The 25,692-nt window shown below is 39.7% G+C and carries 18 protein-coding genes and 2 pseudogenes; 12 read left to right on the top strand and 8 right to left on the bottom strand.

The genetic code is table 11. The annotated features are described in order from the left end of the window. Positions 1–288, top strand: a pseudogene (locus VB797_RS09665) (photosystem II D2 protein (photosystem q(a) protein)); the annotation flags it as partial. Beyond that, positions 272–1,663, top strand: coding sequence for a photosystem II reaction center protein CP43 (gene psbC / locus VB797_RS09660; protein ID WP_323237454.1), 1,392 nt, complete (start codon positions 272–274; stop codon positions 1,661–1,663). The pseudogene VB797_RS09665 and the gene psbC, both read left to right, overlap by 17 nt. A gap of 303 nt (positions 1,664–1,966) precedes the next feature. On the opposite strand, the gene VB797_RS09655 is transcribed toward psbC, so the two are convergent. The 3 genes from VB797_RS09655 to VB797_RS09645 all read right to left on the bottom strand — a co-directional run bounded on the left by VB797_RS09655 (position 1,967) and on the right by VB797_RS09645 (position 6,814). Then, positions 1,967–2,266, bottom strand: coding sequence for a CU044_2847 family protein (locus tag VB797_RS09655; RefSeq protein WP_323237453.1), 300 nt, complete (start codon positions 2,264–2,266; stop codon positions 1,967–1,969). A gap of 285 nt (positions 2,267–2,551) precedes the next feature. Further along, positions 2,552–3,376, bottom strand: a complete 825-nt coding sequence (locus tag VB797_RS09650; protein ID WP_323237452.1) for an SWIM zinc finger family protein — start codon at positions 3,374–3,376, stop codon at positions 2,552–2,554. Positions 3,377–3,565: 189 nt separating this feature from the next. Next, positions 3,566–6,814 (bottom strand): DEAD/DEAH box helicase, encoded by a 3,249-nt coding sequence (locus VB797_RS09645; RefSeq protein WP_323237451.1) that lies wholly within the window; start codon positions 6,812–6,814, stop codon positions 3,566–3,568. A gap of 772 nt (positions 6,815–7,586) precedes the next feature. Here VB797_RS09645 and VB797_RS09640 point away from each other — a divergent pair. Next, positions 7,587–9,740 (top strand): polyribonucleotide nucleotidyltransferase, encoded by a 2,154-nt coding sequence (locus VB797_RS09640; RefSeq protein WP_323237450.1) that lies wholly within the window; start codon positions 7,587–7,589, stop codon positions 9,738–9,740. A gap of 640 nt (positions 9,741–10,380) precedes the next feature. Further along, entirely contained in the window at positions 10,381–10,644 is a 264-nt protein-coding gene (locus VB797_RS09635; RefSeq protein ID WP_323237449.1) for a DUF3146 family protein, read from the top strand. A gap of 110 nt (positions 10,645–10,754) precedes the next feature. On the opposite strand, the gene VB797_RS09630 is transcribed toward VB797_RS09635, so the two are convergent. The 3 genes from VB797_RS09630 to ntcA all read right to left on the bottom strand — a co-directional run bounded on the left by VB797_RS09630 (position 10,755) and on the right by ntcA (position 13,942). Beyond that, entirely contained in the window at positions 10,755–11,189 is a 435-nt protein-coding gene (locus VB797_RS09630) for a pre-16S rRNA-processing nuclease YqgF (RefSeq protein ID WP_323237448.1), read from the bottom strand. A 188-nt stretch (positions 11,190–11,377) separates the two neighbouring features. Then, positions 11,378–12,889: a DUF3084 domain-containing protein gene (locus VB797_RS09625; protein ID WP_323237447.1), complete on the bottom strand. Its 1,512-nt coding sequence runs from the start codon at positions 12,887–12,889 to the stop codon at positions 11,378–11,380. Positions 12,890–13,270: 381 nt separating this feature from the next. Next, a complete protein-coding gene (ntcA, locus tag VB797_RS09620) occupies positions 13,271–13,942 on the bottom strand; it encodes a global nitrogen regulator NtcA (RefSeq protein WP_010998529.1) in 672 nt (223 codons plus the stop codon). Between the two features lie 376 nt (positions 13,943–14,318). Between ntcA and fabI the strand changes: the two genes are divergently transcribed. The 8 genes and pseudogenes from fabI (at position 14,319) to VB797_RS09580 (ending at position 23,596) form a co-directional block, all read left to right on the top strand. Continuing rightward, positions 14,319–15,095 carry an enoyl-ACP reductase FabI gene (fabI, locus tag VB797_RS09615; protein WP_323237446.1) on the top strand — a complete coding sequence of 259 codons (777 nt, stop codon included), beginning with the start codon at positions 14,319–14,321 and terminating at the stop codon, positions 15,093–15,095. A 173-nt stretch (positions 15,096–15,268) separates the two neighbouring features. After that, positions 15,269–15,913: an imidazoleglycerol-phosphate dehydratase HisB gene (gene hisB / locus VB797_RS09610; protein ID WP_323237445.1), complete on the top strand. Its 645-nt coding sequence runs from the start codon at positions 15,269–15,271 to the stop codon at positions 15,911–15,913. A 66-nt stretch (positions 15,914–15,979) separates the two neighbouring features. Continuing rightward, positions 15,980–16,342, top strand: a pseudogene (locus tag VB797_RS09605) (type II toxin-antitoxin system RelE/ParE family toxin). Beyond that, a complete protein-coding gene (locus VB797_RS09600) occupies positions 16,339–16,668 on the top strand; it encodes an XRE family transcriptional regulator (RefSeq protein WP_323237444.1) in 330 nt (109 codons plus the stop codon). The pseudogene VB797_RS09605 and the gene VB797_RS09600 overlap by 4 nt, the downstream one beginning before the upstream one ends. An 814-nt stretch (positions 16,669–17,482) precedes the next feature. Continuing rightward, positions 17,483–18,451: an ABC transporter ATP-binding protein gene (locus tag VB797_RS09595; RefSeq protein WP_323237443.1), complete on the top strand. Its 969-nt coding sequence runs from the start codon at positions 17,483–17,485 to the stop codon at positions 18,449–18,451. A gap of 458 nt (positions 18,452–18,909) precedes the next feature. After that, on the top strand, positions 18,910–20,349 hold the full coding sequence (locus VB797_RS09590) for an SLBB domain-containing protein (protein WP_323237442.1): 1,440 nt from the start codon (positions 18,910–18,912) through the stop codon (positions 20,347–20,349). Positions 20,350–20,775: 426 nt separating this feature from the next. Beyond that, entirely contained in the window at positions 20,776–22,428 is a 1,653-nt protein-coding gene (locus tag VB797_RS09585; RefSeq protein ID WP_323237441.1) for an alpha/beta hydrolase, read from the top strand. A 310-nt stretch (positions 22,429–22,738) separates the two neighbouring features. Then, positions 22,739–23,596: an SPFH domain-containing protein gene (locus VB797_RS09580; protein ID WP_323237440.1), complete on the top strand. Its 858-nt coding sequence runs from the start codon at positions 22,739–22,741 to the stop codon at positions 23,594–23,596. A 156-nt stretch (positions 23,597–23,752) separates the two neighbouring features. On the opposite strand, the gene folP is transcribed toward VB797_RS09580, so the two are convergent. Then, positions 23,753–24,583 carry a dihydropteroate synthase gene (gene folP / locus VB797_RS09575; protein WP_323237439.1) on the bottom strand — a complete coding sequence of 277 codons (831 nt, stop codon included), beginning with the start codon at positions 24,581–24,583 and terminating at the stop codon, positions 23,753–23,755. 263 nt (positions 24,584–24,846) lie between these two features. Continuing rightward, a complete protein-coding gene (gene tpiA / locus VB797_RS09570) occupies positions 24,847–25,572 on the bottom strand; it encodes a triose-phosphate isomerase (protein WP_323237458.1) in 726 nt (241 codons plus the stop codon). Positions 25,573–25,692 lie beyond the last annotated feature (120 nt).

Genomic DNA, 25,692 nt, shown 5'->3' with positions numbered 1-25,692 from the left:
GGTATTGCATTCTCCAACAAACGCTGGTTACACTTCTTTATGTTGTTTGTACCAGTTACCGGGTTATGGATGAGCGCGGTAGGTGTAGTTGGCTTAGCGCTGAACCTACGTGCTTATGACTTCGTATCTCAAGAATTGAGAGCCGCAGAAGACCCCGAGTTTGAAACTTTCTATACGAAAAACATTTTGCTCAACGAGGGTATCCGCGCTTGGATGGCTCCTCAAGATCAGCCACACGAACAATTTATATTCCCCGAGGAGGTATTGCCACGTGGTAACGCTCTCTAATAGACAAATGGTAATGGGAGCGGGCGGACGCGACCAGCAAAGCACTGGCTTTGCTTGGTGGTCTGGTAACGCTCGTTTGATTAACCTTTCTGGTAAACTACTGGGCGCTCATGTAGCTCACGCTGGTTTAATCGTTTTCTGGGCTGGAGCAATGACTTTGTTTGAAGTTGCTCACTTCATTCCGGAAAAACCCATGTACGAACAGGGTTTAATTCTGCTACCTCACTTAGCAACCCAAGGTTGGGGTGTTGGTGCTGGTGGTGAAATTATTGACACCTTCCCCTACTTTGTTGTTGGTGTACTTCACCTAATTTCTTCCGCAGTATTAGGTTTTGGCGGTATTTATCACGCCGTTCGCGGTCCAGAAACCTTAGAAGAATACTCTTCTTTCTTTGGTTATGACTGGAAAGATAAGAACAAAATGACCACCATCATTGGCTTCCACCTAATTATTTTGGGATGCGGTGCCTTATTGTTGGTGCTGAAAGCAATGTTCTTTGGTGGTTTGTACGATACCTGGGCACCCGGTGGTGGTGATGTCCGCGTCGTAACTAACCCAACATTGAATCCGGCGGTAATCTTTGGTTACTTACTCAAGTCCCCTTTCGGCGGCGAAGGTTGGATTGTCAGCGTTAACAACCTCGAAGATATTGTTGGCGGTCACATTTGGGTTGCTATCATCACTATTTCTGGTGGTATCTTCCATATTTTGACCAAGCCTTTTGGTTGGGCGCGTCGTGCTTTCATCTGGTCTGGTGAAGCGTATCTATCTTACAGTTTGGGTGCTTTGTCCTTAATGGGATTTATCGCTTCCATTTTCGTTTGGTTCAATAACACTGCTTACCCCAGCGAATTCTTCGGTCCTACAGCTTCCGAGGCTTCTCAAGCTCAAGCTTTAACCTTCTTGATTCGCGACCAACGCTTAGGTGCTAACGTTGGTTCTGCTCAAGGTCCTACAGGTCTTGGTAAATACTTGATGCGTTCTCCAACTGGTGAAATCATCTTCGGTGGTGAAACCATGCGCTTTTGGGATTTCCGTGGCCCTTGGTTGGAGCCTCTACGCGGTCCTAACGGTCTTGACTTAGAAAAAGTTAAAAATGACATTCAGCCTTGGCAGGCTCGTCGTGCTGCTGAATACATGACCCACGCACCTCTGGGTTCTTTGAACTCTGTAGGTGGTGTTGCGACCGAGATTAACTCCTTTAACTACGTGTCTCCTCGTGCGTGGTTATCGACATCTCACTTCGTATTAGGATTCTTCTTCCTAATCGGTCACTTATGGCACGCAGGACGCGCTCGTGCGGCTGCTGGTGGTTTCGAGAAAGGTATCAACCGTGAAACCGAACCAGTAATGTTTATGCCTGATTTGGACTAGTTTATCTAGTTTAGACATTACGTGACAATCAGTTGCTCCCGTGTAAAAGCGGGAGTTTTTTTTATGGTTGGGAATGGGTAATTGGTAATTGGTAATTGGTAATTGGATTAAGAGCCTTACTCCTACTCCCTATTGCCTACTCCCTACTCCCTTGTCCTAATTACAATTTTCAACGCTAAACTACTTATCTGATATTTTAAAACTTCTTCGAGAAGCAGGTTCTTAATCTTTATCTAAAAGACTAAATTTTAAGAAGAGTTATTAATAAAGTTAAAGCCTATATTTTTAGCTTAACTAAGCTAATTAATTACCCCATTCCAAAGTAATTTCAATATTAGCAGTGGAAGCATCTTTAACAAGCAAAGGTGTGAGTTTACCCGATTCAATCCCAAAGTCTATGCCAAATCTAACGCGAGCTTTATCGGGTTTTATTTTTTGCACCGTTTCCGCAATCTCTTTTGTCAAAGACTCTATAGCACCAGCTATTTCGCTAAATGGTCGGGCTTGAAAAGTTAATTTCCGTTCTCCAATAAGAGTAGCTTCAACTCTGACGCTGGTGCCATCACTCAACTCTACAGTAATAATTTTGTTTTGCAGTTCCATGCTTATTTATATCAGTGAACGGTCAACAGTGAGCAGTTATCAGGGAAATAGTGCATTATGGGACGCTAACACCACCCTACTTTTATATACAGCAGTTTGCAAATAAATGAAGTATATTCCCCTACTCCCTTATAACGATATATCCTGTACCTCACTCAGATGAAATCGGCTGTATTATTTAATTCACATTTCTCAAATTTAAAGTATATTTAACTGACACATTGCATTCAATACCCAAAACCCATCTTATTTAAAAGATAATTCGTAATGGTCGCTGCTAACTGTTCACTGATTCATCGCAGCTAAAAATGCTTTCTGACTAGCATCCTTATACAGCAAATTGAGATATTTCATGACAATATCTGTGGAATTTAAATTTGCTTGCTTTTCATCTTCTTTTGCTAAAGGAATTGAACCTAATACATCTAAAACTGTTTCTCCTGTTGATGGTGCAATTACTACTAAGGAAGATTCTAAGGGTTGATTGTATTGCCAAAAATTATCTAACTCTAAGGATTTTTGTTTGTTATTAGTTGATTGTGTAATATCTGAATCTACTTTTGTTTCTATATTGGTACTTCGTAATTTTCGCAAATCACTAATAATTTGCTCTTTAGTGCGTCCTCGCAATTGAAATAAAACAAATGGGTCTTCACTAAAACGGTCGGCTAATTGATAGTAAATCGCACCGATATGTTTGCAGGGGTTAGCTTTATCAGGACAAGAACATTTACTATGAACTTCGGACAAGGTAAAAGGAAATAAAGATAAGCCATTTGATGTAAATACCTCTTCTATATTCTGCGGCATTTCTCCAGCTAATAATTTAGCAGCAAATATTGCTTTCTGGGACATAGTTTCAACTACAAAACCCCATTCTTCATCGTTAAAAGAATCAAGAGAAAGAGAAACATTGTAAGGTTCTGGTTCGCTTCCCTGTACGTCAGCCAAAACTTTTGCCTTTTCAAATTTTATGTTGAGAATATTACCTTGACGTGCATAGTTTCTCGCACGTTCTAATCGTTTTTTAAAGCGGTAAGAATCTAATAGTTCTAACCAGCGTTGTGACCACCATTCTCTTGATGCTTGAAAATCGTAATTTGCTTGCATGAGATTAATTTTGGATTTTAGATTTTAGATTTTAAATTGTGAATTGGGCTTTGGGCATGGTGAATTGTAAAATAATTAGAAGTTAGGATTAAGAATTTTTGACCTTTAACCTTTAACCTTTAACCTTTAACCTTTAACCTTTAACCTTTAACCTTTAACCTTTGACCTTTGACCTTTAACCTTTAACCTTTAATTCTCTTCTTCAATAACTGCATCACGATCAAGTATTAATAAATTTCTGAGTTGGTCGGTATCCATTTCAGTTAACCATTCTTCACCTGCACCTACAACTTGTTCTGCTAACTGTTTTTTACTTTCGATCATGTCGTGAATCTTTTCTTCTAAGGTACCAGTACAAACAAATTTATGTACCTGTACGTTTTTCGTTTGACCGATACGAAATACCCTGTCTGTAGCTTGATTTTCTACTGCGGGATTCCACCATCTATCAAAATGAAATACATGATTTGCTCGCGTTAAATTTAAACCGACACCACCTGCTTTTAAGGAAAGAATCATTATTGGTGGTCCTTGGGGGTCGTGTTGAAAACGGTCGATCATTTCCTCACGTTTTTTCTGAGTTGTACTACCATATAAAAACAAAGCTTCTCGGTTGAAATACTTTTCTAAATAAGGTTTAAGCAACTTACCCCACTCCGCAAACTGAGTGAAAATTAAAGCGCGATCGCCATTTAATATGACTTCTTCTAACATCTCTTCCAGACGCTGAAGTTTGGCTGAATCGTGTTTGTCTAATGTATCTTTTTTCAAATACTGCGCTGGGTGATTACAAATTTGTTTCAACTTTACAAGTAAACCCAAAATCATTCCCCGACGCTGCAATCCTTCTGCATCATCAATTTGAGCTAAGGAATCTTCTACTACTTTTTGATAAAGCTTTGCTTGTTCGGGAGTTAAACCACAAAAAACAGTCATTTCCTGCTTTTCTGGTAAATCTTGAATGATATCGCGGTCTGTTTTCAATCGACGTAAAATAAAAGGTTGAACTAAGGAACGCAATTGTGATAAGGAAGAAGTATCGCCATATTTTTCAATTGGCATTGCAAACCGTCGCTGAAAAAACTGTCGGGTTCCTAAATATCCGGGATTCAAAAAATCCATAATAGACCACAATTCCTGTAGTCTATTTTCTACCGGGGTGCCTGTTAAAGCAATTCGGAATTCTGGTTCTAGCTGTCGTACTGCTTGCGATTGTTTTGCTTCTGGATTCTTGACATTTTGAGCTTCATCTAAAGCTATGATCTGCCAAGAAACATCTTGCAATAACTTTAAATCGCGATGAACTAACGAGTAGCTGGTAATTACAATATTCGTGTCATTGACAGCCTTTTGAAATGCCTTTCCTTTGGGACGTTTATCGCCGTGATATTGCAAAACTTTTAGATTAGGAGCAAATTTTTTTACTTCTCGTTCCCAGTTTCCTAATACGGAAGTCGGACAAACTAATAATGTGGGTTTTTCTAAGGCTTCTTGTTCTTGGAGATGTAATAGAAAGGCTATGAATTGAATGGTTTTCCCTAAACCCATATCATCGGCTAAACAAGCACCCAAACCCCAACGTTCCAAGAATGACAGCCAAGACATTCCCCGTCGCTGATATGGTCGCAATTCTCCGCGAAAACTCTCAGGTGTGGGTAATGTTTCTATCTCTTGATTATCCGTGAGATTGGTAATTAACTCTTGCAACGCTCCAGAGGCTTCAAAGCTGACTACGGGTAGTTTTTCGATGGTTTGAGTATCCCCGGAACCCAACCGCAGCGCATCTTCTAAAGACAACGCCATTTTCTCTTTTCTACTAGCAAAAAATGTCTGTGCTGTTTTAATATCTTGCGATCGCAATTCTACCCACTCACCGTTGATTTCTACTAAGGGACTATTTAAAGCTACAAGTTTGTTGAATTCTTGCTGGGAAAGAGTTTGTCCTCCGATCGCTAATTCCCACCTGAAATTAAGTAAACTTTGCAAACCCAAACGTTCATTTTTCTTCGGAGTTTGAGCGCTGACTTTTAAACCCAAACGATTCGCCCAACCATCGCGATTTGCTAAGCTTGGAGGTAAAACTACACCTAAACCGCTATCTTCAAGCCGCCAAGTTACCGATTTAATAAAATCATACGCTTGTATCGGTTCGAGACGACAAAATTGCGGTAATGCTGTATCTAAGCTCGGTGCAATGATTGGATAAAGTCGCGAAGCTAAACCCAAACCTCGTAAAAATGTTTCTTGGGGTTTGTCAATCGTGCGATTTTGGTAAGCAAACTGTTCAACCGGATGATTCCAAATAGTTTGTGCATCTAATAAAAATTCTTCATCGTCGATCGCTTGCAGATAATATTCCAACAGCCACTCTGTTTTCCCTGCTTCTGGAGTCCGCAATACAAAACAAGTGCGAAACAGGCTTCTTTGTCCGAGTTGGTTTTGTAAAGGCATTGTCCAAGCATTCAGCGCTGCTTCTAACCTTTCAACTTCAGGTGTATCTGCACTAATTGAGTTTTTATTGCTGCTCAAGGAGTATAACCATTGTCTAACTACAGATGGTAGGGATGTCAGCAATCGAGTTTCTCCTGCATCCAGATTTACCATTGCTCGCACTTGAGCATCTATAGTTTTATTTAGAAAATCTAGCAGTAGCTGCTCGGATTCCGGTGGTAAATTAATTAATGGGTAATCATCTGAGTCTGCTTGATATACCCGACATGATAAAGGCATCGATCGAGAATATTTATCTAACCGACTTTCGTCAACCGCACTATCTATAAGTGCTGTCCAACTAGCAATTTTACGATCTAGATTATCCGCATTTTCAATTTTGGGTAAAAATTTGCACCTAGCAATTAAATCCAAACCCCAGCGAGCAACTTGCGACCAAAAGCGTAAATCTCCTCCGATAAAAGTTTGCTCATCGTTAGCAACATTCATCGGTAAAGAAGTTAAAAATTTTATTGCGTCTTTAGAGTTCAAACGAAAACCATTAACTTGCCAAGGTTGCAAATATTCTGGTTTCGCTGCTTCTTCAACAATTGCTGAATGTAGCGGGTATATTAAATCAATTTCTTGACTTTTGTTTTTAGTTCTAGTTTTTTTCTTTTGATTATCTTCTTGAGGAATATGAGTTGGTAAAGCAACAACAATAGATAACGAACGTAAATTTACGCCGTTATCATCTGTAGCAGTAGCCTTGCGTTTTTTGCCTGAATTAATTGATTGCGCTTGAGCCTGTACCCACTCTTTGGGGATTGCTATGTTACGAGAACGCAATAACTCTAATAACTCAAATGGAGTCATAGCTCCATGATGAGGCTGCACCCTAGAAGCATCTTGACTAGAATCTGGACTTATAGAACGCCAAGTTTCTCCCCATACAAAAAAACAGCTATCTTGATTTTTTACTAACCAACTACCGTGTAAAATTGCCATATGCCAACGACAGTCAAATTATTGTAGAACTAATACTTTCAAACAGTTGATTCGGAAAAAATGTAATTTTATAGTTTATATTTCTCAGCTATAAAAATTTGTTAAATATAAAAAAATATAGTAAATTAAACAAGATATATCGAACTTAATTATCAAAGCGGTCGCAATAAATAACCCCTCATATCAAAAAAATCAATTTGGTTAATTTAGCTATCTTTAATTTCGAACGATTTAATTTTGCTCCTGCTTCTCTGTATAAGATACATCAAAAAGCTATTTTTTATGACTTTTAAATTTAATCACCACTAATAAAATCGCGAAAAAGTAGAGTTAAATTATATCTATTCCTCCAACATTAGAACAGTACTTCACGCCCTCTGTGGCTATTAATCTTGTCCTCGGAATAACCTTGAAAGCGGTTTGAATTTGACGCTTAGTGCTATAGTCGCGCAGCCTTTTTAATTAAATCAATTACCCACCACAGAAAATACGATCTGCTGTTATATCAAACCAAACTTCCGATGAAAGTGCAAAAAGACCAAAAAGACATTTCTTTACGTTAACTTTATTGTACTGCCACAATCAACCAGCGCAGTTAGGAGTTAAAAGTAAAGAGTTTGCAACAAAACTCAAACAAAGTAAACAGCGATCACTAATTATCGATAGTTGAAAACTAATTTCACTGATTTATAAGTTACTACGACAAGCAACAGAGCATAAATGTTAGGATTGCCACTGAGAGCGAATAGTGCATAGAAGGAAAAAGAACTGAATGGAAGAATTTGAAAAGTCAATATCCTTTGACGGACGGGATATTCGACTGAAAGTTGGCTTGTTAGCTCCCCAGGCTGGCGGGTCTGTAATGATACAATCGGGGGATACGGCAGTATTGGTGACAGCGACGCGATCGCAAGCGAGACAAGGAATTGATTTTCTACCTTTAACTGTAGATTACGAAGAGAGATTATACTCAGCAGGTAGAATCCCCGGAGGTATTCTCAGAAGAGAAGGACGACCTCCAGAAAAAGCAACTCTTACCAGTCGTTTAATTGACCGTCCTTTACGTCCTTTGTTTCCTTCTTGGTTGCGAGATGACCTACAAGTTATAGCAGTCACTCTTTCGGTAGATGAAGAAGTACCACCGGATGTGCTGGCAGTTACAGGTGCAAGTATTGCGACCTTATTGGCAAAGATTCCTTTCAACGGGCCAATGGCTGCGGTACGAGTGGGCTTAGTAGGAGATGATTTTGTCATTAATCCTACCTATGCAGAAGTTAGTGCTGGAGACTTGGATTTAGTTGTTGCAGGTTCTCCGCACGGTGTAATCATGGTGGAAGCGGGAGCCAATCAGCTACCAGAACAAGATATTATCGAAGCGATTGAATTTGGTTACGAAGCGGTACAAGATTTAATCCAAGCACAACTAGATTTGCTAAAAGAACTAGGCATCGAAATTGTTAGCGAAGAACCACCCGAAGTAGATACCACTTTAGAAAACTTTATTCGCGATCGCGCTAACGATGGCATCAAAAAAGTTCTGTCCCAGTTCGATTTCACAAAAGCCCAACGCGATGAAGCATTGGATGTGATCAAAGACGAAATCTCCAAAGAAATTGAGGAGCTACCAGAGGAAGACTCGATTCGAGTCGCTGCAAGCGAAGATAGTAAGGCACTCGGCAACACTTTCAAAGCCATAACCAAAAAGTTAATGCGTCGTCAGATCGTTGAAGATGGTGTGCGCGTTGATGGTCGTAAGCTTGATGAAGTTCGTCCAGTATCCTGTCAAGTAGGTATTTTGCCAAAAAGAGTTCACGGTAGCGGTTTATTTAACAGGGGACTCACCCAGGTGTTATCTATTTGTACATTGGGAACACCCGGAGATGCTCAAAACTTAAACGACGACCTGCAACCAGACCAGCAAAAGCATTACTTACACCATTATAACTTCCCACCATACTCTGTTGGGGAAACCAAGCCTTTACGTCCGCCGGGACGCAGAGAAATTGGTCACGGTGCTTTGGCAGAAAGAGCTTTATTGACTGTATTACCATCAAAGAGTGAATTCCCCTACGTACTTAGAGTAGTATCCGAGGTGCTTTCTTCTAACGGTTCTACATCAATGGGTTCGGTGTGTGCTTCAACCCTAGCCTTAATGGATGCAGGAGTACCGATTACCAAACCTGTTAGCGGTGCGGCAATGGGTTTAATTAAAGAAGATGACGAAATCCGTGTTTTGACGGATATTCAAGGTATCGAAGACTTCTTAGGCGATATGGATTTTAAAGTCGCCGGAACCGATACAGGCATCACCGCACTGCAAATGGATATGAAAATCTCCGGTTTATCCTTAGAGGTTATCGCCCAAGCGGTTCACCAAGCCAAAGATGCGCGGCTGCACATTTTAGAAAAAATGCTTGCTTGCATCGACAAACCGCGTCCGGAAATGTCACCTTATGCTCCACGGTTATTAACCATCAAGATTGACTCAGACATGATTGGTTTGGTAATTGGTCCTGGAGGTAAAACCATTAAAGGAATTACTGAAGAAACAGGAGCCACAATCGACATCGAAGATGACGGTACCGTGACAATTGCCGCCATAGATGAGAATAAAGCCAAAAAAGCCCGCTTTATCATTCAATCAATGACGCGCAAGCTCAATGAAGGTGACGTTTATGTTGGTAGAGTAACTCGAATTATTCCAATTGGTGCCTTTGTTGAGTTTTTACCCAGCAAAGAAGGGATGATTCATATTTCCCAGCTAGCCGACTATCGAGTTGGTAAAGTTGAAGATGAAGTTGCTGTTGGTGATGAAGTAATTGTCAAAGTTCGGGAAATTGACAGTAAAGGTAGAATAAATCTTACCCGCTTAGGCATTCATCCAGAACAAGCCGCTGCGGCGCGAGAAGCAGCTGCTACCGCTTAAACGGTCGGGATTTTAGATTTTAAGGACACTATATTGTTCTGTCGCCGATTAAAAGCTACTCTTTACTGAAGGGAGACACTCTTATGGGTCGCCTCCCGACCTTGAGAACTAGCGCGGTTCTCCGGTGGAGAGCAGCCGCTGTAGCAAGTGTCCGGAATTGCGAGTCGATCGCAAATCTAAAATCCGCACTGAAATTTGCAAGAAAATGTCAGGCACAGTCCTCACCTACAATGAGTTTAGGTGGGGTTAGCCAGGAAATTTATGAATGTTAAGCTCATTAACGATTGGCGACATTAAAAGGTTTCCATTTTTTATAAAAATCTATTTTTATTTTCCGTGCTTTAATAATTTAATTTCAAGAATTGATTACATTAGAAAAAAAATTGGCATCTGAAATTTAATCTCTTTGCTTGCGTACATGACTCCATAAAGGTTCACTTTGCGCGAGCAGTGTATAGCGTTTCCGGTAGTTCATAAAATGTATAAAGTCATTTGACCTAACTTAAATTTAAGTTATGTTAAGTGTAGGGTTTACGCAGCAATAGTCAAAAAATCCCCCCAACCCTGCTTCAGAAAAGGAGGGCTTTGCGTAAATGCTTTTATAGTAAAAATTATTAGTTAGTCCGTATTGCAATCAATCGTGAGTTCTAAAAGACTACCGCAAACCACAGCCCACGTGCGAATCACTCGACAATCGTGGCAAAACAGTTTACTAGAAGGTGAAGTAAAAGCAGGTGAGTTTGAATGGCGATTTCAGTGGCATTTTAGTCAAGCTGAGTTGTCAATTACACCCTCTCAGGGTAGAGCCTTAATCAAAGAACCTCTCAGCCGCTTTTTAGAACAAAAAGATTATCAACTCGAACCGGGAGGAGATTATGTTTTTACAATTCGATCTGAAATTTAAAAATAAGGTTAAAGGTTAAAGGTTAACGGTCAAAGGTTAAAGGTTAAAGGTCGAAGGTGTAATAACTAACTCCTAACTCCTAACTCCTAACCTTCTCTACTTGCTCCTAATTACTGAGTTAAGCGGTTAAGATACCTTTCAATCAGCAAGATGGCAACAATATCATCTATCGGACGAGGTGGAGTTCGCATTCCTGCGGGTAATAGTTTGGTAAATCCCTTGGGTGGGTACATTATCCAATAGCGATCGCGTGCTTCTAAACTTGTATAGCGCTCATCTACTAAAATAATATTTACCGTCGGAGATAAATTTTCCTGTATTTGTTGTTTCCAAAGCTTTGATGTAGTTTGGTCTCCCATAACTAATAAAGAAATTGCATATTTTTGATACAAAACTTTGATAGTGGCGATCGCGTTACTAGAAGATAGAACTTCGTGATATTGAAGTTGCCTATCTAACCCCATTACAGCCACACCGCACTTATCTCGACCGGGGTCAAAACCCAAAATCACCGAATCAGAAGGTGAAAATTTACGGGAAGTCATATAAAAAACTGTGAAATGGTACTATACAAGATTAATTAGCAACTTATAGATAAATATTAAAAAACCAATCACCTTTTAGCAATCAGTTCGACCGCGATCGGCTTAAAAAAACTTAATCCGATATTCCCTACTCTCTACTCCCTACTCCCTACTCCCTACAAATAAGTTTAAAAATCAAACCGAATTTTTCAAGTACTGAATATTATTTGCCCATTTAAAATTGCCACTAATTTAACTTTTAATGGTCCGGCTCTGTAAGTATCTTGGGCAGCAACGGCTTTAATCTCTAATGATTGATTGTATTGCCGCAATAAAGCCAAAAACCGAATAAAAGTACCCTCTATTTGGATACTTTTTAAAATACCAGCATTCCTGGCACGGAATTGAGAAGCAGAAATGACTAATTCCAACCGCTGTCTTACTTGATCGGGTGTCATGGTTTGCGGATCTGCTGTTGTAGTAGCTAAAACTTCACCTCTTTGAAATACTATTTCGTTGGGTGCAGAGTCCGCAAAAAATTCGATGCGCTGTTCTCCCCTGACGTAGTTACCTGCGGAAAAAATTCGCACTACATATTCTCTACCATCATCAATCTGCTTGCTCAATTGCTGAATTTGTTGTGCAGTGGCAAATAAAATTGATTTCTCATCATTTTTTGAAGAGTTGCTTCCGGGTTCGCTTAGCTGTTGGAGAGCCGAACGGTTGGCTTCTTGTAATAATTTGATTACTGCTTGTTTGGCTGCTTCGGGTTTTTCGACGCGAACTACTGCTTCAGCAATCACTTGTCCCCGTACCAAAGCCAATTTACCCAAGCGCAGATCGCGATTCGATTGACCCAGCTTTGCGAGTTGTTGCTCTAAAGAAGCTTGTTGTCTTTCTAAATCCGAAAGACGAGCTTGCTTTTCGTTAATCACTTTCTGACGTTGAGCAATCATTTTCTCGCGTGCTGTAATCTCCGAATTACGTTCTTGAATTTGTTTATCAAGTTGAGCAATTTTTTCGTCGCGCTTGTCAATGGCTTCTTGACGCTTTTCTAGTTCGCGATCGCGTTTGTTGATCGCAGCTTCAGCTTCAGCTAGAGATTTTTTGGCTTCTAGATATAGTCGCTGTCTTTCTGCCCTAAGCTGCTTGATTTCTTTGATTTGGCTGTTTCTTTCATCGATAATGCTTTGCAGTTCGTCAATGGCCTTTTTATAACGGATGGCAACTTGATTTAGTTTTGATTGAGTACCTTGTAATAAAGCTTGAGTGCGGGCTTGCTGCTTGATAGTTTGATTGAGTTGGGCTTGAGTTTGACGTTGCTTAGTGTTTGCAGCTTGCAGGGAACGATTAATTATCAGCAAATCTTTCTGTGCTTGGGCTTGCTGCTTCCTAGCTTCTTCTAACTCGTTTTTAGTAATTGTTAAATTAGCTGTCGCACCTTGAAGCTGTTCTCGTTTCAATCTCAAATCTTTTTGGATATCCTCAAGCTCAAACACTCCTTTACGCAATCCGTCATCAACCAAAAACAAACTTGCTAAAGTTGACGCTGAAATACCTATTCCCGTAAGAATCGTCACCAAAACGGCAGTCTTTTTGGGACGCAGGTTGAAGAGTGAGAGCCGTTTTTTGCCAACCCGTGTACCGATGCGATCGCCGACGGTGGCAATGAAACCTCCCAAAATTAAGATTGCCGTAATGAGGATAAACGCGGTGGTCATATAATCGTGCCGAATTCATCCTTTCACATACAAGCCTACTACTTCCAGTTATTGTGTGTGAAGAAAGGCAAATAAGACAAGGGCTGAATATACTTTATTTTCAGATTCACCTGACTTTGTATTGCCAAAATCCAAACGCAACAAGGAATTTATCGGAAAATACAATTAAAAAGTTTGACTAGGAATTGGTAGCAGCCTCAGTTATCATTCATCTGCTACCAGGATAAAAGCATCTGTAATATCAACCGGATAACTTTGTTGTTGCTGGTACGATTATTTCAGATGTTTTTTTGACAATCAAATCAACTTTATGGCGGAGTATACCGCACTATTAAGACCTCCGATTAATCCTTATTAGACGTTCAACAACATAAAGATGCTTCAAGTAAATTGCCGACTTAAAGTGACTGGCTTATGTACCGTAATCTTCTTTTTGTGTATTGAAATCATCTTCTTTTCTCGTAAATCGCCTAATAATCTTGTAACGGTAACGCGAGTAGAACCAATTGCTTCGGCAATTGCTTGATGAGATAATTTTAAATCTATGGTTATCCCATCAGCACAAGGAACTCCAAAATCTCGACACAGAATTAGTAAAAAACTTACTAATCTAGAACCCATATCTCGGTGAGCAAGAGTTTCAATCATCATCTCTGTCTGCAAGATTCGCGAAGAAAGTCCTCGCAACATCAACATCGATAATTCGGGATTTTCTTTGAGTGCTTGCTCTACTTGTTCAATTGGAGCCGAGAGTAATTCTACTGGCGTGAATGCTACAGCATGATAAAACCTATCTGATTTGTTTCCCGTTAATAAAGACAACACTCCGAAAACGCTATTTTCTCGTAGTAGCGCCACCGTTATTTCTTCTCCTGCCTCGTACACCCTGGAGAGCTTTACGGCACCTTTGAGAAGAAAATAAACTCGTTCGGCTGGATCTCCGGGAAAAAATATAGTTTTATTGCGTTCAAAGGTTTCTACAACTGGCGGAAAAGCCCCAGTTGCCATTTGACGAAACACATTTGCTAGGGCTTTATCTTGTGTCACAATCATCTCCCTTCCCCTACCCAATGCCGGAATAAATAAAACAGATTACCTAAGAATACACTTGAAAAATTAATATTGCATTGTCAACCTTTTTGTACTTTACTATACTTAACCCTATAACCTCACTACTATTTGTTCATCATAATACATAATTTTTAGCTCTTAGATCTACTAATTTTTAATAGTTATTTATTTAATTGATAAAAGTAAATATTTTTGATGAAGAAATGTTGAATTTATCATAAAAAATCAGCGCCGATAAAAGTAGCATATTTTGAATAACATTGATTGCAATATCTGATAAATCGTATTTAAAAGTAAGAATAATCGGTCTAATATCTAGTATGCTCAACCATGAACCATTATTAAATAGGTAACATTTATGCTGGATCTAACTGGGAAAAATGCGCTGGTAACAGGTATTGCTAATAACCGTTCTATTGCTTGGGGTATTGCCCAACAGCTACATAAAGCAGGAGCAAATATTGGCATTACCTACTTACCTGACGAGAAAGGTAAAATGGAGAAAAAAGTTGCGGATTTGGTAGAGCCGCTTTCTCCTAGTCTGTTTTTGCCCTGTAATGTTCAAGATGACGAACAAGTAAAAACAACTTTTGATACCATTCAAGAAAAATGGGGTTCTTTAGATATTTTGATTCATTGTCTTGCTTTCGCGAAAAAAGACGACTTAACCGGAGGTTTTAGCGAAACTTCTCGTGCAGGCTTTAATTTAGCTTTAGAAATCAGCGCTTATTCTTTGGCGTTATTAGCTGGTGCAGCGAAACCTTTAATGTCCCAAGGGGGAAGTATTTTAACTCTTACCTATTTGGGTGGAGTAAGGGCAATTCCCAATTACAACGTCATGGGAGTTGCTAAAGCAGCGTTAGAATCAAGCGTGCGTTATTTAGCAGCGGAACTTGGAGAGCAGAAGATTCGCGTTAATGCAATTTCGGCTGGTCCCATTCGTACTTTGGCTTCAAGTGCGGTCGGTGGTATTTTAGATATGATTCATCATGTGGAGCAGGTTGCTCCCCTTAAACGTACTGTTACTCAGCTAGAAGTGGGTAATGCAGCAGCCTTCTTATGTAGCGACTTAGCAAGTGGCATTACGGGTCAAGTTTTGTATGTAGATGCAGGTTATGAAATCATGGGAATGTAATCGTCACTCGATTTTGGATTTTGGATTTACGATTTTGGATTGACCCCATGCATGAATACAGGGACTTGAAACAAGGAACTGATTTGTTATTTAATCTAAAATCCAAAATCTAAAATCTAAAATTCCTTAAGGGGGATAATATATTTACTGTTTTTTGAATAATTTCATCTACTATGCTCTCCAGCGAACTTCCTGTAATATCTTCAAATCATAACAATACTGGTTTTAGTCCTCGCATTGCTACCGTTTCTCGGACTACTGGAGAAACAGATGTGCAAGTAACCGTCAATTTAGATGGTACGGGTAATTGTAACGCTCAAACCGGCATTCCGTTTTTAGACCATATGCTGCATCAAATATCTTCCCACGGACTGATTGACTTGGAAGTCATAGCTAAAGGAGATATAGAAATTGACGACCACCATACCAACGAAGATGTCGGGATTACATTAGGAAAAGCTGTCTTCAAAGCACTTGGCGATCGCAAAGGTATTGTCCGCTTCGGTCATTTTGTGGCTCCCCTTGATGAAGCTTTAGTTCAAATAGCTTTGGACTTTTCAGGAAGACCTCATTTAACTTACGGTTTAGAAATTCCCACTCAAAGAGTTGGTACTTACGACACTCAATTAGTACGGGAATTCTTTGTTGCTGTTGTTAATAACAGTCAGATGACATTACATATTCGTCAGCTTGACGGTATTAATTCCCATCACATCATTGAAGCGACATTTAAAGCATTTGCTAGAGCAATGCGAATGGCTACAGAAATTGATCCTCGACGTGCGAGTACTATACCTAGCTCTAAGGGAGTGTTGTAAGGAGTAGGGAAAAGTACAATCAATAATATCATTGATGATATATATCATTGATGATAATACATGAGTATGAGTTGGAATGTTGAATTCTATGTTCTGTTTGCACAAGAGTTTTTGGATTTTTCTGAAGCTGTACAGGATGCTTTACTAGCAGAAGTGGAAATGCTTGAAAAGTATGGTTCACTGCTGAATAGACCTCATGTGGATACACTCAACGGTTCTAAGCATACAAACATGAAAGAACTGCGGTTTAGTGCGGACAACGGTGTGTAGATAGCTGCATTTGCTTTCGATCCGAAGCGTCAAGCAATTCTGCTGATTGCTGGTGATAAATCTGGGATCGGTGATAAACGATTTTACAAGCAGCTTATCAAAAAGGCGGATGAACGCTTCGACAATCATTTGAACCAGTTACAGGAGGAGAATCAATGAGCAAAGGAAAAATTTTACAAAATATATGGAATGATTTGCCAGAGGAGCGCAAGCAACGGATAAAAGCTCTGACTGAAGAATTAGAAACTGAATATCTCAACTTGCAGGAACTGCGAAAAGCCGCAGGACTAACACAAGCGGAAATCTCGCGAAGCTTGCAAATGCCACAATCTAACGTGTCACGTCTGGAAAGAGAATCTGATATGTTGCTGTCCACTTTGAGGAACTATATTCATGCTATGGGCGGTAATCTAACTATTTCGGTTGAGTTTCCGAATAAGCCACCTATTCAACTCAATTTATTAAGCGACATTGTAAGCAGCTAGACCAAACTCTTACTACTTAATTGATTTTATCAATTGTAAAAATAAAGAAACCTGGTTTTTTTAACCGGGTTTCTTAGTGTTTGCTAAATATGTGAATTTATTTATTAAACCGGATTTTCCCTGATATTAAATACTATTTACCTAATTTTTAATTATAGAAAGCACCTGATTTTTCCCTCTTGGTATTCATATTTATGTGAGCCATTATTTTGATATAAAGCAAAATTATCTAAGATTTATCAATTAAACCTAGAAAACTGATAATTGTGTGAGTCTGATGTAAAATAACAAATTTGTGTGTTGATTAACCCGGTTTTTTTGAAAAAGCCGGGTTCCTGAATTGTCAATTTGAGCAATTAATACAGATAAATTAAATATAAGTCTGACTTCATCCTATTTCTAATTCATGACCTGATTTTATCCACCTTTATATAAAAAATAAAACTCTATTAAACACTGATTTTATCCTATGGTTATTAACAGCTTACCGCAGCACAATATTAATTAAAGCCGGGTTGAAGAATTTAACTTTATCAGTTTGTCGGTTGGGTTAGGCACTCGAAAAATATTGGTTTTAAGCAAGAAATTTATCTGTATTGCCGTAACCCAACATCCGGATGCCGATCGCAACATAATATAACCTCTTGCTGAAGATTTTGGGTTACGACGCATCAGAAATCGTCGTTAACCATGAATTTATTTATGTGAAAAAATCCGAAATTTAAGTAGGTAAATAAAATTTTCTGAAAGTATATTGTTATTCTCACCGCACAACTGGGTATCTTGTAATTAGTTTACCGTTTTGTGTGTTCTCATGAAGTCTGTTGAAGAGGCTGCGTTTTCTCCCGATACAACTCAAGATTCCCCAGTAGTTCTCACCTCAGAACTGCGAAAGGTTTACCGTACTGGTTTTTGGATGAATCAAAAAGTTATATCTCTCAAAAGCTGTTCTTTGCAAGTTGAGCGGGGGGAGACTTTTGGATTGCTCGGACAAAATGGTGCTGGTAAAACGACTCTACTAAAATTATTGCTGGGAATTATCCGTCCCACTTCCGGACGAGGTTTATTATTAGGTAAGCCACTTGGCGATCGCGCTACAAAACAACACATCGGCTATTTACCGGAAAATGCTTATCTGTACGACTTCTTGACTGGTTGGGAATTTTTGGTTTGGAGTGCGAATTTATTTCAAATTCCGAAAAAGGTGCAACAGCAACGCATTCCTCAATTATTAGAACTAGTTGGATTATCTAAATTTGATGCTCGCAAAAAACAGATGCGTCGCTATTCTAAGGGAATGCAACAGCGGGTTGCAATGGCACAAACTTTAATTAATGACCCAGATTTAATTTTTTTGGATGAGCCAATGTCTGGTTTAGACCCCGTAGGACGCTATCAGATGCGCGAAATTATTTTAAACCTGAAACAGCAGGGGAAAACAATTTTTTTCAACAGCCACGTTCTCAATGAAGTGGAATTAATTTGCGATCGCGTTGCAATTCTCAGTAAAGGTGAGTTAATTTGTTCTGGCAATGTCAACCAACTACTAGGAAGCCCTAACACGTATCGAGTCAAAGGTAAAGGTGGCGATTGGGAAACTTTACAAGAGTGGATACAGAATCTTGAATCTTTATCTGATGGTTGTTGGCAAGGTGAGCTAAAAGGAGAAATGTATGATTTTCTTGCGAGTCTTCGCTTAATGGGAGGATACTTGCTTTCTCTCAATACTTATCGTCCTTCTTTGGAAGAGTTTTTTATGCGAAAAATCCAAGGAGAGGCTTGATAAATAAATTTGACTGAAGCCAACAATTTATGTGGTTTTCGACTCCGGACAACAGTTGGGGAGTTTTTACCCAAATTTGTAGAAAATTTGTCAGACTTTTACTTATTGTATCCTGAAGATAAAATTGACTCGATATGATTATTTTAACTTGATGAAGAAATTAAAAAGACAATCAATAAAGCTGGATCTTTTGCAAAATACTGTTTAAATAATGTAAGACGATGCTTCAATATCTAAGAAATACAATGTGTTTATTATAACTTATCAATGATTATTCTAAATGTCCACATATTAAGCTTTATCCAAACTTTATTAAAAATTTAAATTAAATAAGCAATTTTATTAATCAACTTCCGGTTATTTTAGAAGATAAAAGTAAGACTGGAACTTGAATACTTACGTATAGTCAACAATAAAATGTTAAGACAGTGCTTAACAAATCTGAATCTCAGGTGAATATGCTTAACACAAGTCTATTAAAATTCTTTGCCCAGCCATTGTTGGGTGTAATGTTATTAACTGCCGTTACCGTTGCTTTGGAACCAGTTAATCCGGTGTCGGCACAGCAAGCTGCCCGAATTCGGTCAAGCTACGCATTAGGCGGGGGCGATCGCATCAAGGTAAATGTGTTTGAAGTGCCAGAGTATTCAGGTGAGTACGTAATTCCCCCAGGTGGAGCGGTTAACCTACCTTTAGTTGGTAGCGTCTCTGTTGATGGGCTAACAACGGAACAAGCCGCAGATGCAATTGCTAGAAGATACGCTCGTTTTCTGAGACGACCGATTATTTCCGTCAATTTATTATCTCCCCGTCCGATTAACGTATTTGTGGCTGGAGAAGTAACCCGTCCAGGGGCTTATACTCTGAGTTTGCAAGGTGGTGCAGGTCAAGACCCAGGTATTCAATACCCGACTGTTTTAGCTGCTTTAACAACTGCTCAGGGAGTTACCTTGAGTGCTGACATCACCGAAGTGCAGTTGCGTCGTGAAATTGGAGGTGGAAGAAAACAAACAGTCACTCTTAATTTGGATGACCTTATTAAAACAGGCAGAAGTTTTCAAGACATTACCTTGCGTGATGGTGACACCGTTTATGTCCCAACTAGTCAGAACTTTAACATTGCAACAGCGCGTAATATAGCAGCAGCAAACTTCGCGGCTGACCCTACTAAACCCCGCACTGTAGCGGTGGTTGGTGAAGTTATTCGTCCAGGGTCTTATTTGGTTACTTCTGGATCTACAGAAGGTGGTGGAAATAACCAGAATGGTACGCCGAGTATCAGCGGTCAGCCAACGATAACCCGAGCGCTGCAACAAGCTGGAGGAATTACACCACAAGCCAACGTTCGTAACGTCATACTTAGACGACCGACAAGAACGGGTACCGAACAAATTATTAATATCGACTTGTGGAAGTTGTTAACAAGTGGTGATATTGACCAAGACGTAGTTGTCCAAGATGGAGATACGATCATATTCCCAACTGCAACAGAGGTTAACCCAGCAGAAGCGACACAGTTAGCTACAACAACTTTATCTCCTTCACAAATTCAAGTAGATGTGGTAGGGGAAGTGAAAAGACCAGGGCCAGTACAAATTCGACCTAATAGTTCTCTCAACCAAGCCTTGCTCGCAGCAGGTGGATTCAATGATGCTAGAGCCAGCAGCGCTAAAATCGACTTGATTCGCCTGAATCCCGATGGTTCTGTAACTAAACGCTTGGTAAAAGTGGATTTGAAAGCGGGAATCAATGAGGAAACTAATCCGATTATGCGTAGTAACGATGTATTGTTAGTCAGCCGTTCTGGGATAGCCAAAACTGGCGACACGATTAATACTATCGGTGGACCTTTGGGTAGTATTTTGGGCGTTTTGAGATTCTTCGGAATCGGTTTTTAATTCTTGCGGGGTGGATGTGTAGAAACCATCCTTTCAATACAGTAAGGGGTGGTAGTTCATGTGAAATCTAACTAAATCAACAAAAAATGTAGAGACGTTGCATTGCAACGTCTTATTTATTCGTTACCATGCATCAGTTGCAATAAGATATAGCGGGTTTTGATTGAACGCAATCCAAGTCAACCTTACCTTACCAAGGAGAGGGGTGTCCGGAGGACGGGGTGAGGTTCCGAAAATAAATTAAGTAAATTAGTATACATCTTGCACTTGCAATAATCGGAGGTAGAGCCTGGGAACGAGAACACGCCGACCCGACCTACTTATGTATTATTTGTATTATTTACAGTCGCTCGCTACTGGGGAGCAAGATGCTCCTTCTCAAGGTCAATTAATTTGAATGACTAGAATTATTCATTAACTAGCAATATGTTATTTAAACAAAAAGGAAAATCTTCACAACGACTATTGCAGATCAAAGGTTTGTTATGCGGATTAACCTTTGCTTGCTGCACCTCACTGGGTATACCTTCCGCTTCCGCAGCCCAAACAGTTACTATTCGCTTGGGTCCCTTTGAACAGTCAGTAGCGATCGCCGATTTGGAAGAATTTGCGAAAACCGGAAAACTACCGACTTCGCTACAAGGTTTTTCAGCTTTTCTTCCCAGTGGGATGCAGGAATTATTGCAGCGACGTTTGTCCATCAATCCTCAAGCTGCCGCTAATTTGACTCAAGAGTTACAAAAAACCTCTTGGGGTAGACAATTAATCACTTCCTTGACAGCGGCTTTACCAGGATCGAGTATTGAAAGCGTCGAAGGTGCGCTTAGTTTAGCTTTAAGACAAGTCAACGGCTTGAGTGTGGTGGGGTTTCTACGGGCATATCCTCAGACAAATGTTACCGTAGATGCCACGAAAGCCATTGGTTTAGCGGTGGAATTAAATCCTAATCGTTTGCAGAGTCAAGCTCTTGGCTCTTTACTGGCACGAGAGTTATTTGTAAATAATCAAACCGAGTCATATAAAAGTAATTTCAACCCGGCAACCATTGGCAAAGAAGTTGTAGAACAACAAACAATTACGTTGCGAGATCCAAAACGTAACCGCAGTATCACCGTAGATATTTATGCGAGTGAAGTCAAACAACCGCAACAGCCATTAGTTGTGATCTCCCACGGGTTTGGGGCAAATCGTAAATATTTAGCTTACTTAGCGCGTCATTTGGCTTCCTACGGGGTTAGCGTCGCAGCTATTGAGCATCCAGGTAGCAATTCTATAGCCATTAATCAAGCTAGAAATACATCTGATTTAAAAAACTTGCTTAACCCCAATGAATTTATCGACCGACCAAAAGATATTACCTTTTTGCTAGATGAATTAACAAAACTGAATAATCAACCGGGAAAACTTCAAGGAAAATTAAATACTCAACAAGTAAGCGTTATCGGACATTCTTTAGGAGGTTATACAGCCTTAGCCATAGTTGGAGGAGAAGTCAACATCGGACAGCTAAAGCGTTTTTGTAACAATTCGTTAAATATTGCCAACGCACCCGGTGACTGGTTAGAATGTGCCGCAGCGACCTTACCAGAAAACAAATTACAGTTGCGAGACGAACGGGTTAAAAGTGCGATCGCGCTGAATCCGATGGCAGGTAAACTCTTTGGTGACAAAGGTTTAAGCCAAATTAACAAACCTGTTTTAATCTTAACCGGGACAGAAGACGCGCTGACACCAGCCTTGAAACATCAGATACAGCCTTTTAATCAATTAGGCGGTCAGAAGTATTTGTTAACAGCAATTGGTGGCACGCATCTAAGTATAAGCGACGAGGCTTATGCTGTAAATTCAGCTACAACCATCATCAAAGAGCGACGGGGAATAGAAGCTAGACCTCTACGGGAATTACTTAAAGGTGTAAGTGTAGCATTCGTCAAACAACTTGCACCCGAAGCCAAAAACTATCAACCATTTTTAACCTCTGCCTACGCTCAATCTTTTTCTACATCACAGATTAAATTACGTTTGAATTCTCAATTACCCGCGAGTATTAAGCCTTGGTTGGAAATGACTACTAGGTAATTGGTAATTGGTAATTGGTAAAGAGTCATCGAAATAAATTTATTGCTCGCAGTTATTCATACCTATTAATCATCCCCTCATTACCGATTACCCATCCCCTATTACCTATCCCCAATTACCCAACATGACAAGAATGATGCAATAATAAGCGCGTGTTATTAATGGGACTGGTAGGGACAGTATCTTGTCTGAAGTCACCTAAGCGTGATAATAAAATTACACATTGCTTTTTTATTAGACTAAAGACAGGAAGTAGGAACGCTACCACTTCCTTAAAGTAAATTTCCTTATTGCTGTACAAGGAGCATAAATGGAGCCAATTATTGCTATAGCTTTAGTGCTTATAGGTTATTCATTAGGGTCGGCAAAGATTATTAATCAAGGTAACGAAGCTTTAGTAGAACGCTTGGGTCAGTATCATCGTAAATTACGACCAGGACTAAATTTTATCGTTCCCCTGATCGACCAAATTGTGATGGAAGATACTACGCGGGAACAGATACTGGATATAAAACCTCAAAATGCGATTACTAAAGATAATATCTACCTAGAAATTGATGCGATTGTGTATTGGCGTATTAAAGATATAGAGAAGAGCTTTTACCAAATTGATGATTTGGCACAAGGTTTACAGCAGATTACTACAACTTCTTTACGAGAGATAATTGCTCAAAATACTCTAGAAGAAACTAATGTCTCTAGAAAAGAGATGGACAAAGAATTGCTGGACACGTTGAATGAGATTACCGCAGATTGGGGAGTTGAAATTATGAGGTTAGATATTCAAAGTATTACACCCCCCGAAAGCGTGCGGAAGTCGATGGAAGACCAACGTGCTGCTGAAATCAATAGCCGTGCTGCGATTTTGGAAGCGGAAGGTCAACGTCAAGCTGCAATTAAGAAAGCTGAAGGTACAAGTACTAGTATGCAGATTCTTTCTGAAGCTTTGCGTAGCGTTCCTGAAAATAAGGAAATCTTGCGATATTTAGTTGCTCAAGATTACATCAACGCTAGTTACCGATTAGGTGAAAGCCCTAATTCCAAAGTTGTGTTTGTAGACCCCGGTTCCGGTCAGAAAGATATTATCGACCAAATAACTGCTGAAACTGTAGCCGAGGATGAAGCAAGGAGACCCAGAAATGGTAATGGTAATGGTGGCGAATCCTAAGCCATTTGGATTACTTCTATCTTGCTTTAATGATTGCTGAATTAAAGGAGTAAGCCGCAAGAGAAGAAAGTAATTAACTAAATTTGGGAGATTGGTGATGATTGTGTATTAATGAGATTTGACCAAATTTCCCATTTTTAACTGATAGCTAGCCCACTACTTAGTTTGATTTATTCGCCAAATTGCATCGGCAACTATTGATACATCGCGTATTTGTTCAACATCGTGAACTCGTAATAGATCCGCACCATTAAAAATAGCCGCACAACAAGCAGCAGCAGTTCCCCAAACTCTGGCTTTGGGATCTGGTTGGTTGAGAATTTTTCCAATGAAGCTCTTACGAGATGGCCCAACTAAAATCGGACATTCCAGCTTTTTTAATTCTGTTAAGCGGCGAAAAATTTCTAAATTTTGTGCTAAATTCTTAGCGAAACCAATACCGGGGTCGATAATGATTTTTTCTCTTTTAATTCCCGCAGTTGTTGCTGCGGTTATTTGTTGTGATAAAAAATCAGATATTTCTGCAATTACATCTTGATAATCGGTCATCTGCTGCATTGTTTGCGGATTTCCTCGGATATGCATTAACACAATAGGCACATTCAGCTTAGCGACAGTAGAGAACATTGCCGAGTCAAAAGTACCGCCAGAAATATCGTTAACTATATCGGCACCAGCATCAACAGCAGCTTTGGCAACAATTGAAGAAGTGGTATCTACAGAAATTGGGATATCAATTATTGGGCGTATGACCTGTAAAACTGACAGCACTCGCTCAAGTTCTGACGATACAGAGATTAATTCCGCACCCGGTCGAGTTGATTGTCCCCCTACATCGATTATATCCGCACCAGCCGCAGCTAAAGCGATCGCTTGATGTAAAGCCGCATCCGGTCGGTTAAACTCACCACCATCGCTAAAACTATCGGGCGTTACATTTAAAACACCCATTAAATAAGTGCGATCGCCCCAATTGAAGTTAAGCATCAGGAATTTGTCTTGATAGGGGATAGGTAATCAGTAATCGGTAATGGGGCATAGGTAATAGGGAATTAGTTGAAAATTTTACTTTATTACTAGTACTTGACCATATAAGTTATGAGGGGTGTCCGATAGTGCGAGCGTCCCGCTCGCTCGTTACAACCAGCGAGCGGGACGCTCGCACTACGAATATATTACCCGTCAAAATTAATGTGGCGGAGTACTAGTTAGGAATTAAAAATTATCTTCCTATTACCAATGCCCAATTTTCACTTAAAATTAACGATTCGGGCGAAATCTTGCGATTCCAGACTTGCTCCACCAACTAAAGCACCATCAATTTCAGGTTGAGCCATAATCTCATCAACATTATTTGGTTTCACGGAACCTCCATATTGAATAGATACATTTTTATTGTTCAGCAGACTGCGAATTAAACCGATGACTCGATTGGCTTCGGTTACTTCACAAGTATCTCCGGTACCAATTGCCCAAATTGGTTCGTAAGCAATTACGAGATTATTTTGGTCAACATCTACCAAGTCTTTCTTAATTTGGTCGGTAATTATCGATTCAGTTTCCCCCGTATCTCTTTGTTTTTTAGTTTCACCAACACATAAAATAGGTGTCATGCCATACTTTTGAGCGGCTTTGAGGCGCAAATTAACGGTTTCATCCGTTTCACCAAAATATTGCCGTCGTTCGCTATGACCGACGATTACATAACGTACCCCAAGTTCAGAGAGCATCAAACCGGAAATTTCACCCGTGTAAGCTCCCGTTTCTTCCCAATGAACGTTTTGCGCTCCCAGTCTGACAAGACTACCGTGTAAATTCCTAGATAAAACGCTTAAATCGGTAAAGGGAACGCACAATACCGCTTCTCTATCGTCGGGAGTCTCCTGTAATAAAGGCAGAAATCCTTGTAAAAATTCCTGGGATTCTACCTTGGTTTTGAACATTTTCCAGTTGCCAGCAATAACAATTTTTCGCACAGGTGATTCAGTCAAGATCTAATAGCTACTTAATGCAATTTTTAGTTTATGACTTTTTCGGAACCATATGAAATTTTAGATTTTAGATTTTGGATTTTAGATTGAAGGAATTGGGAGTGA

The sequence above is a fragment of the Rivularia sp. UHCC 0363 genome (assembly GCF_034931125.1).
GTDB lineage: Bacteria > Cyanobacteriota > Cyanobacteriia > Cyanobacteriales > Nostocaceae > Rivularia.
This window is presented reverse-complemented; position numbering and strand designations above follow the sequence as displayed.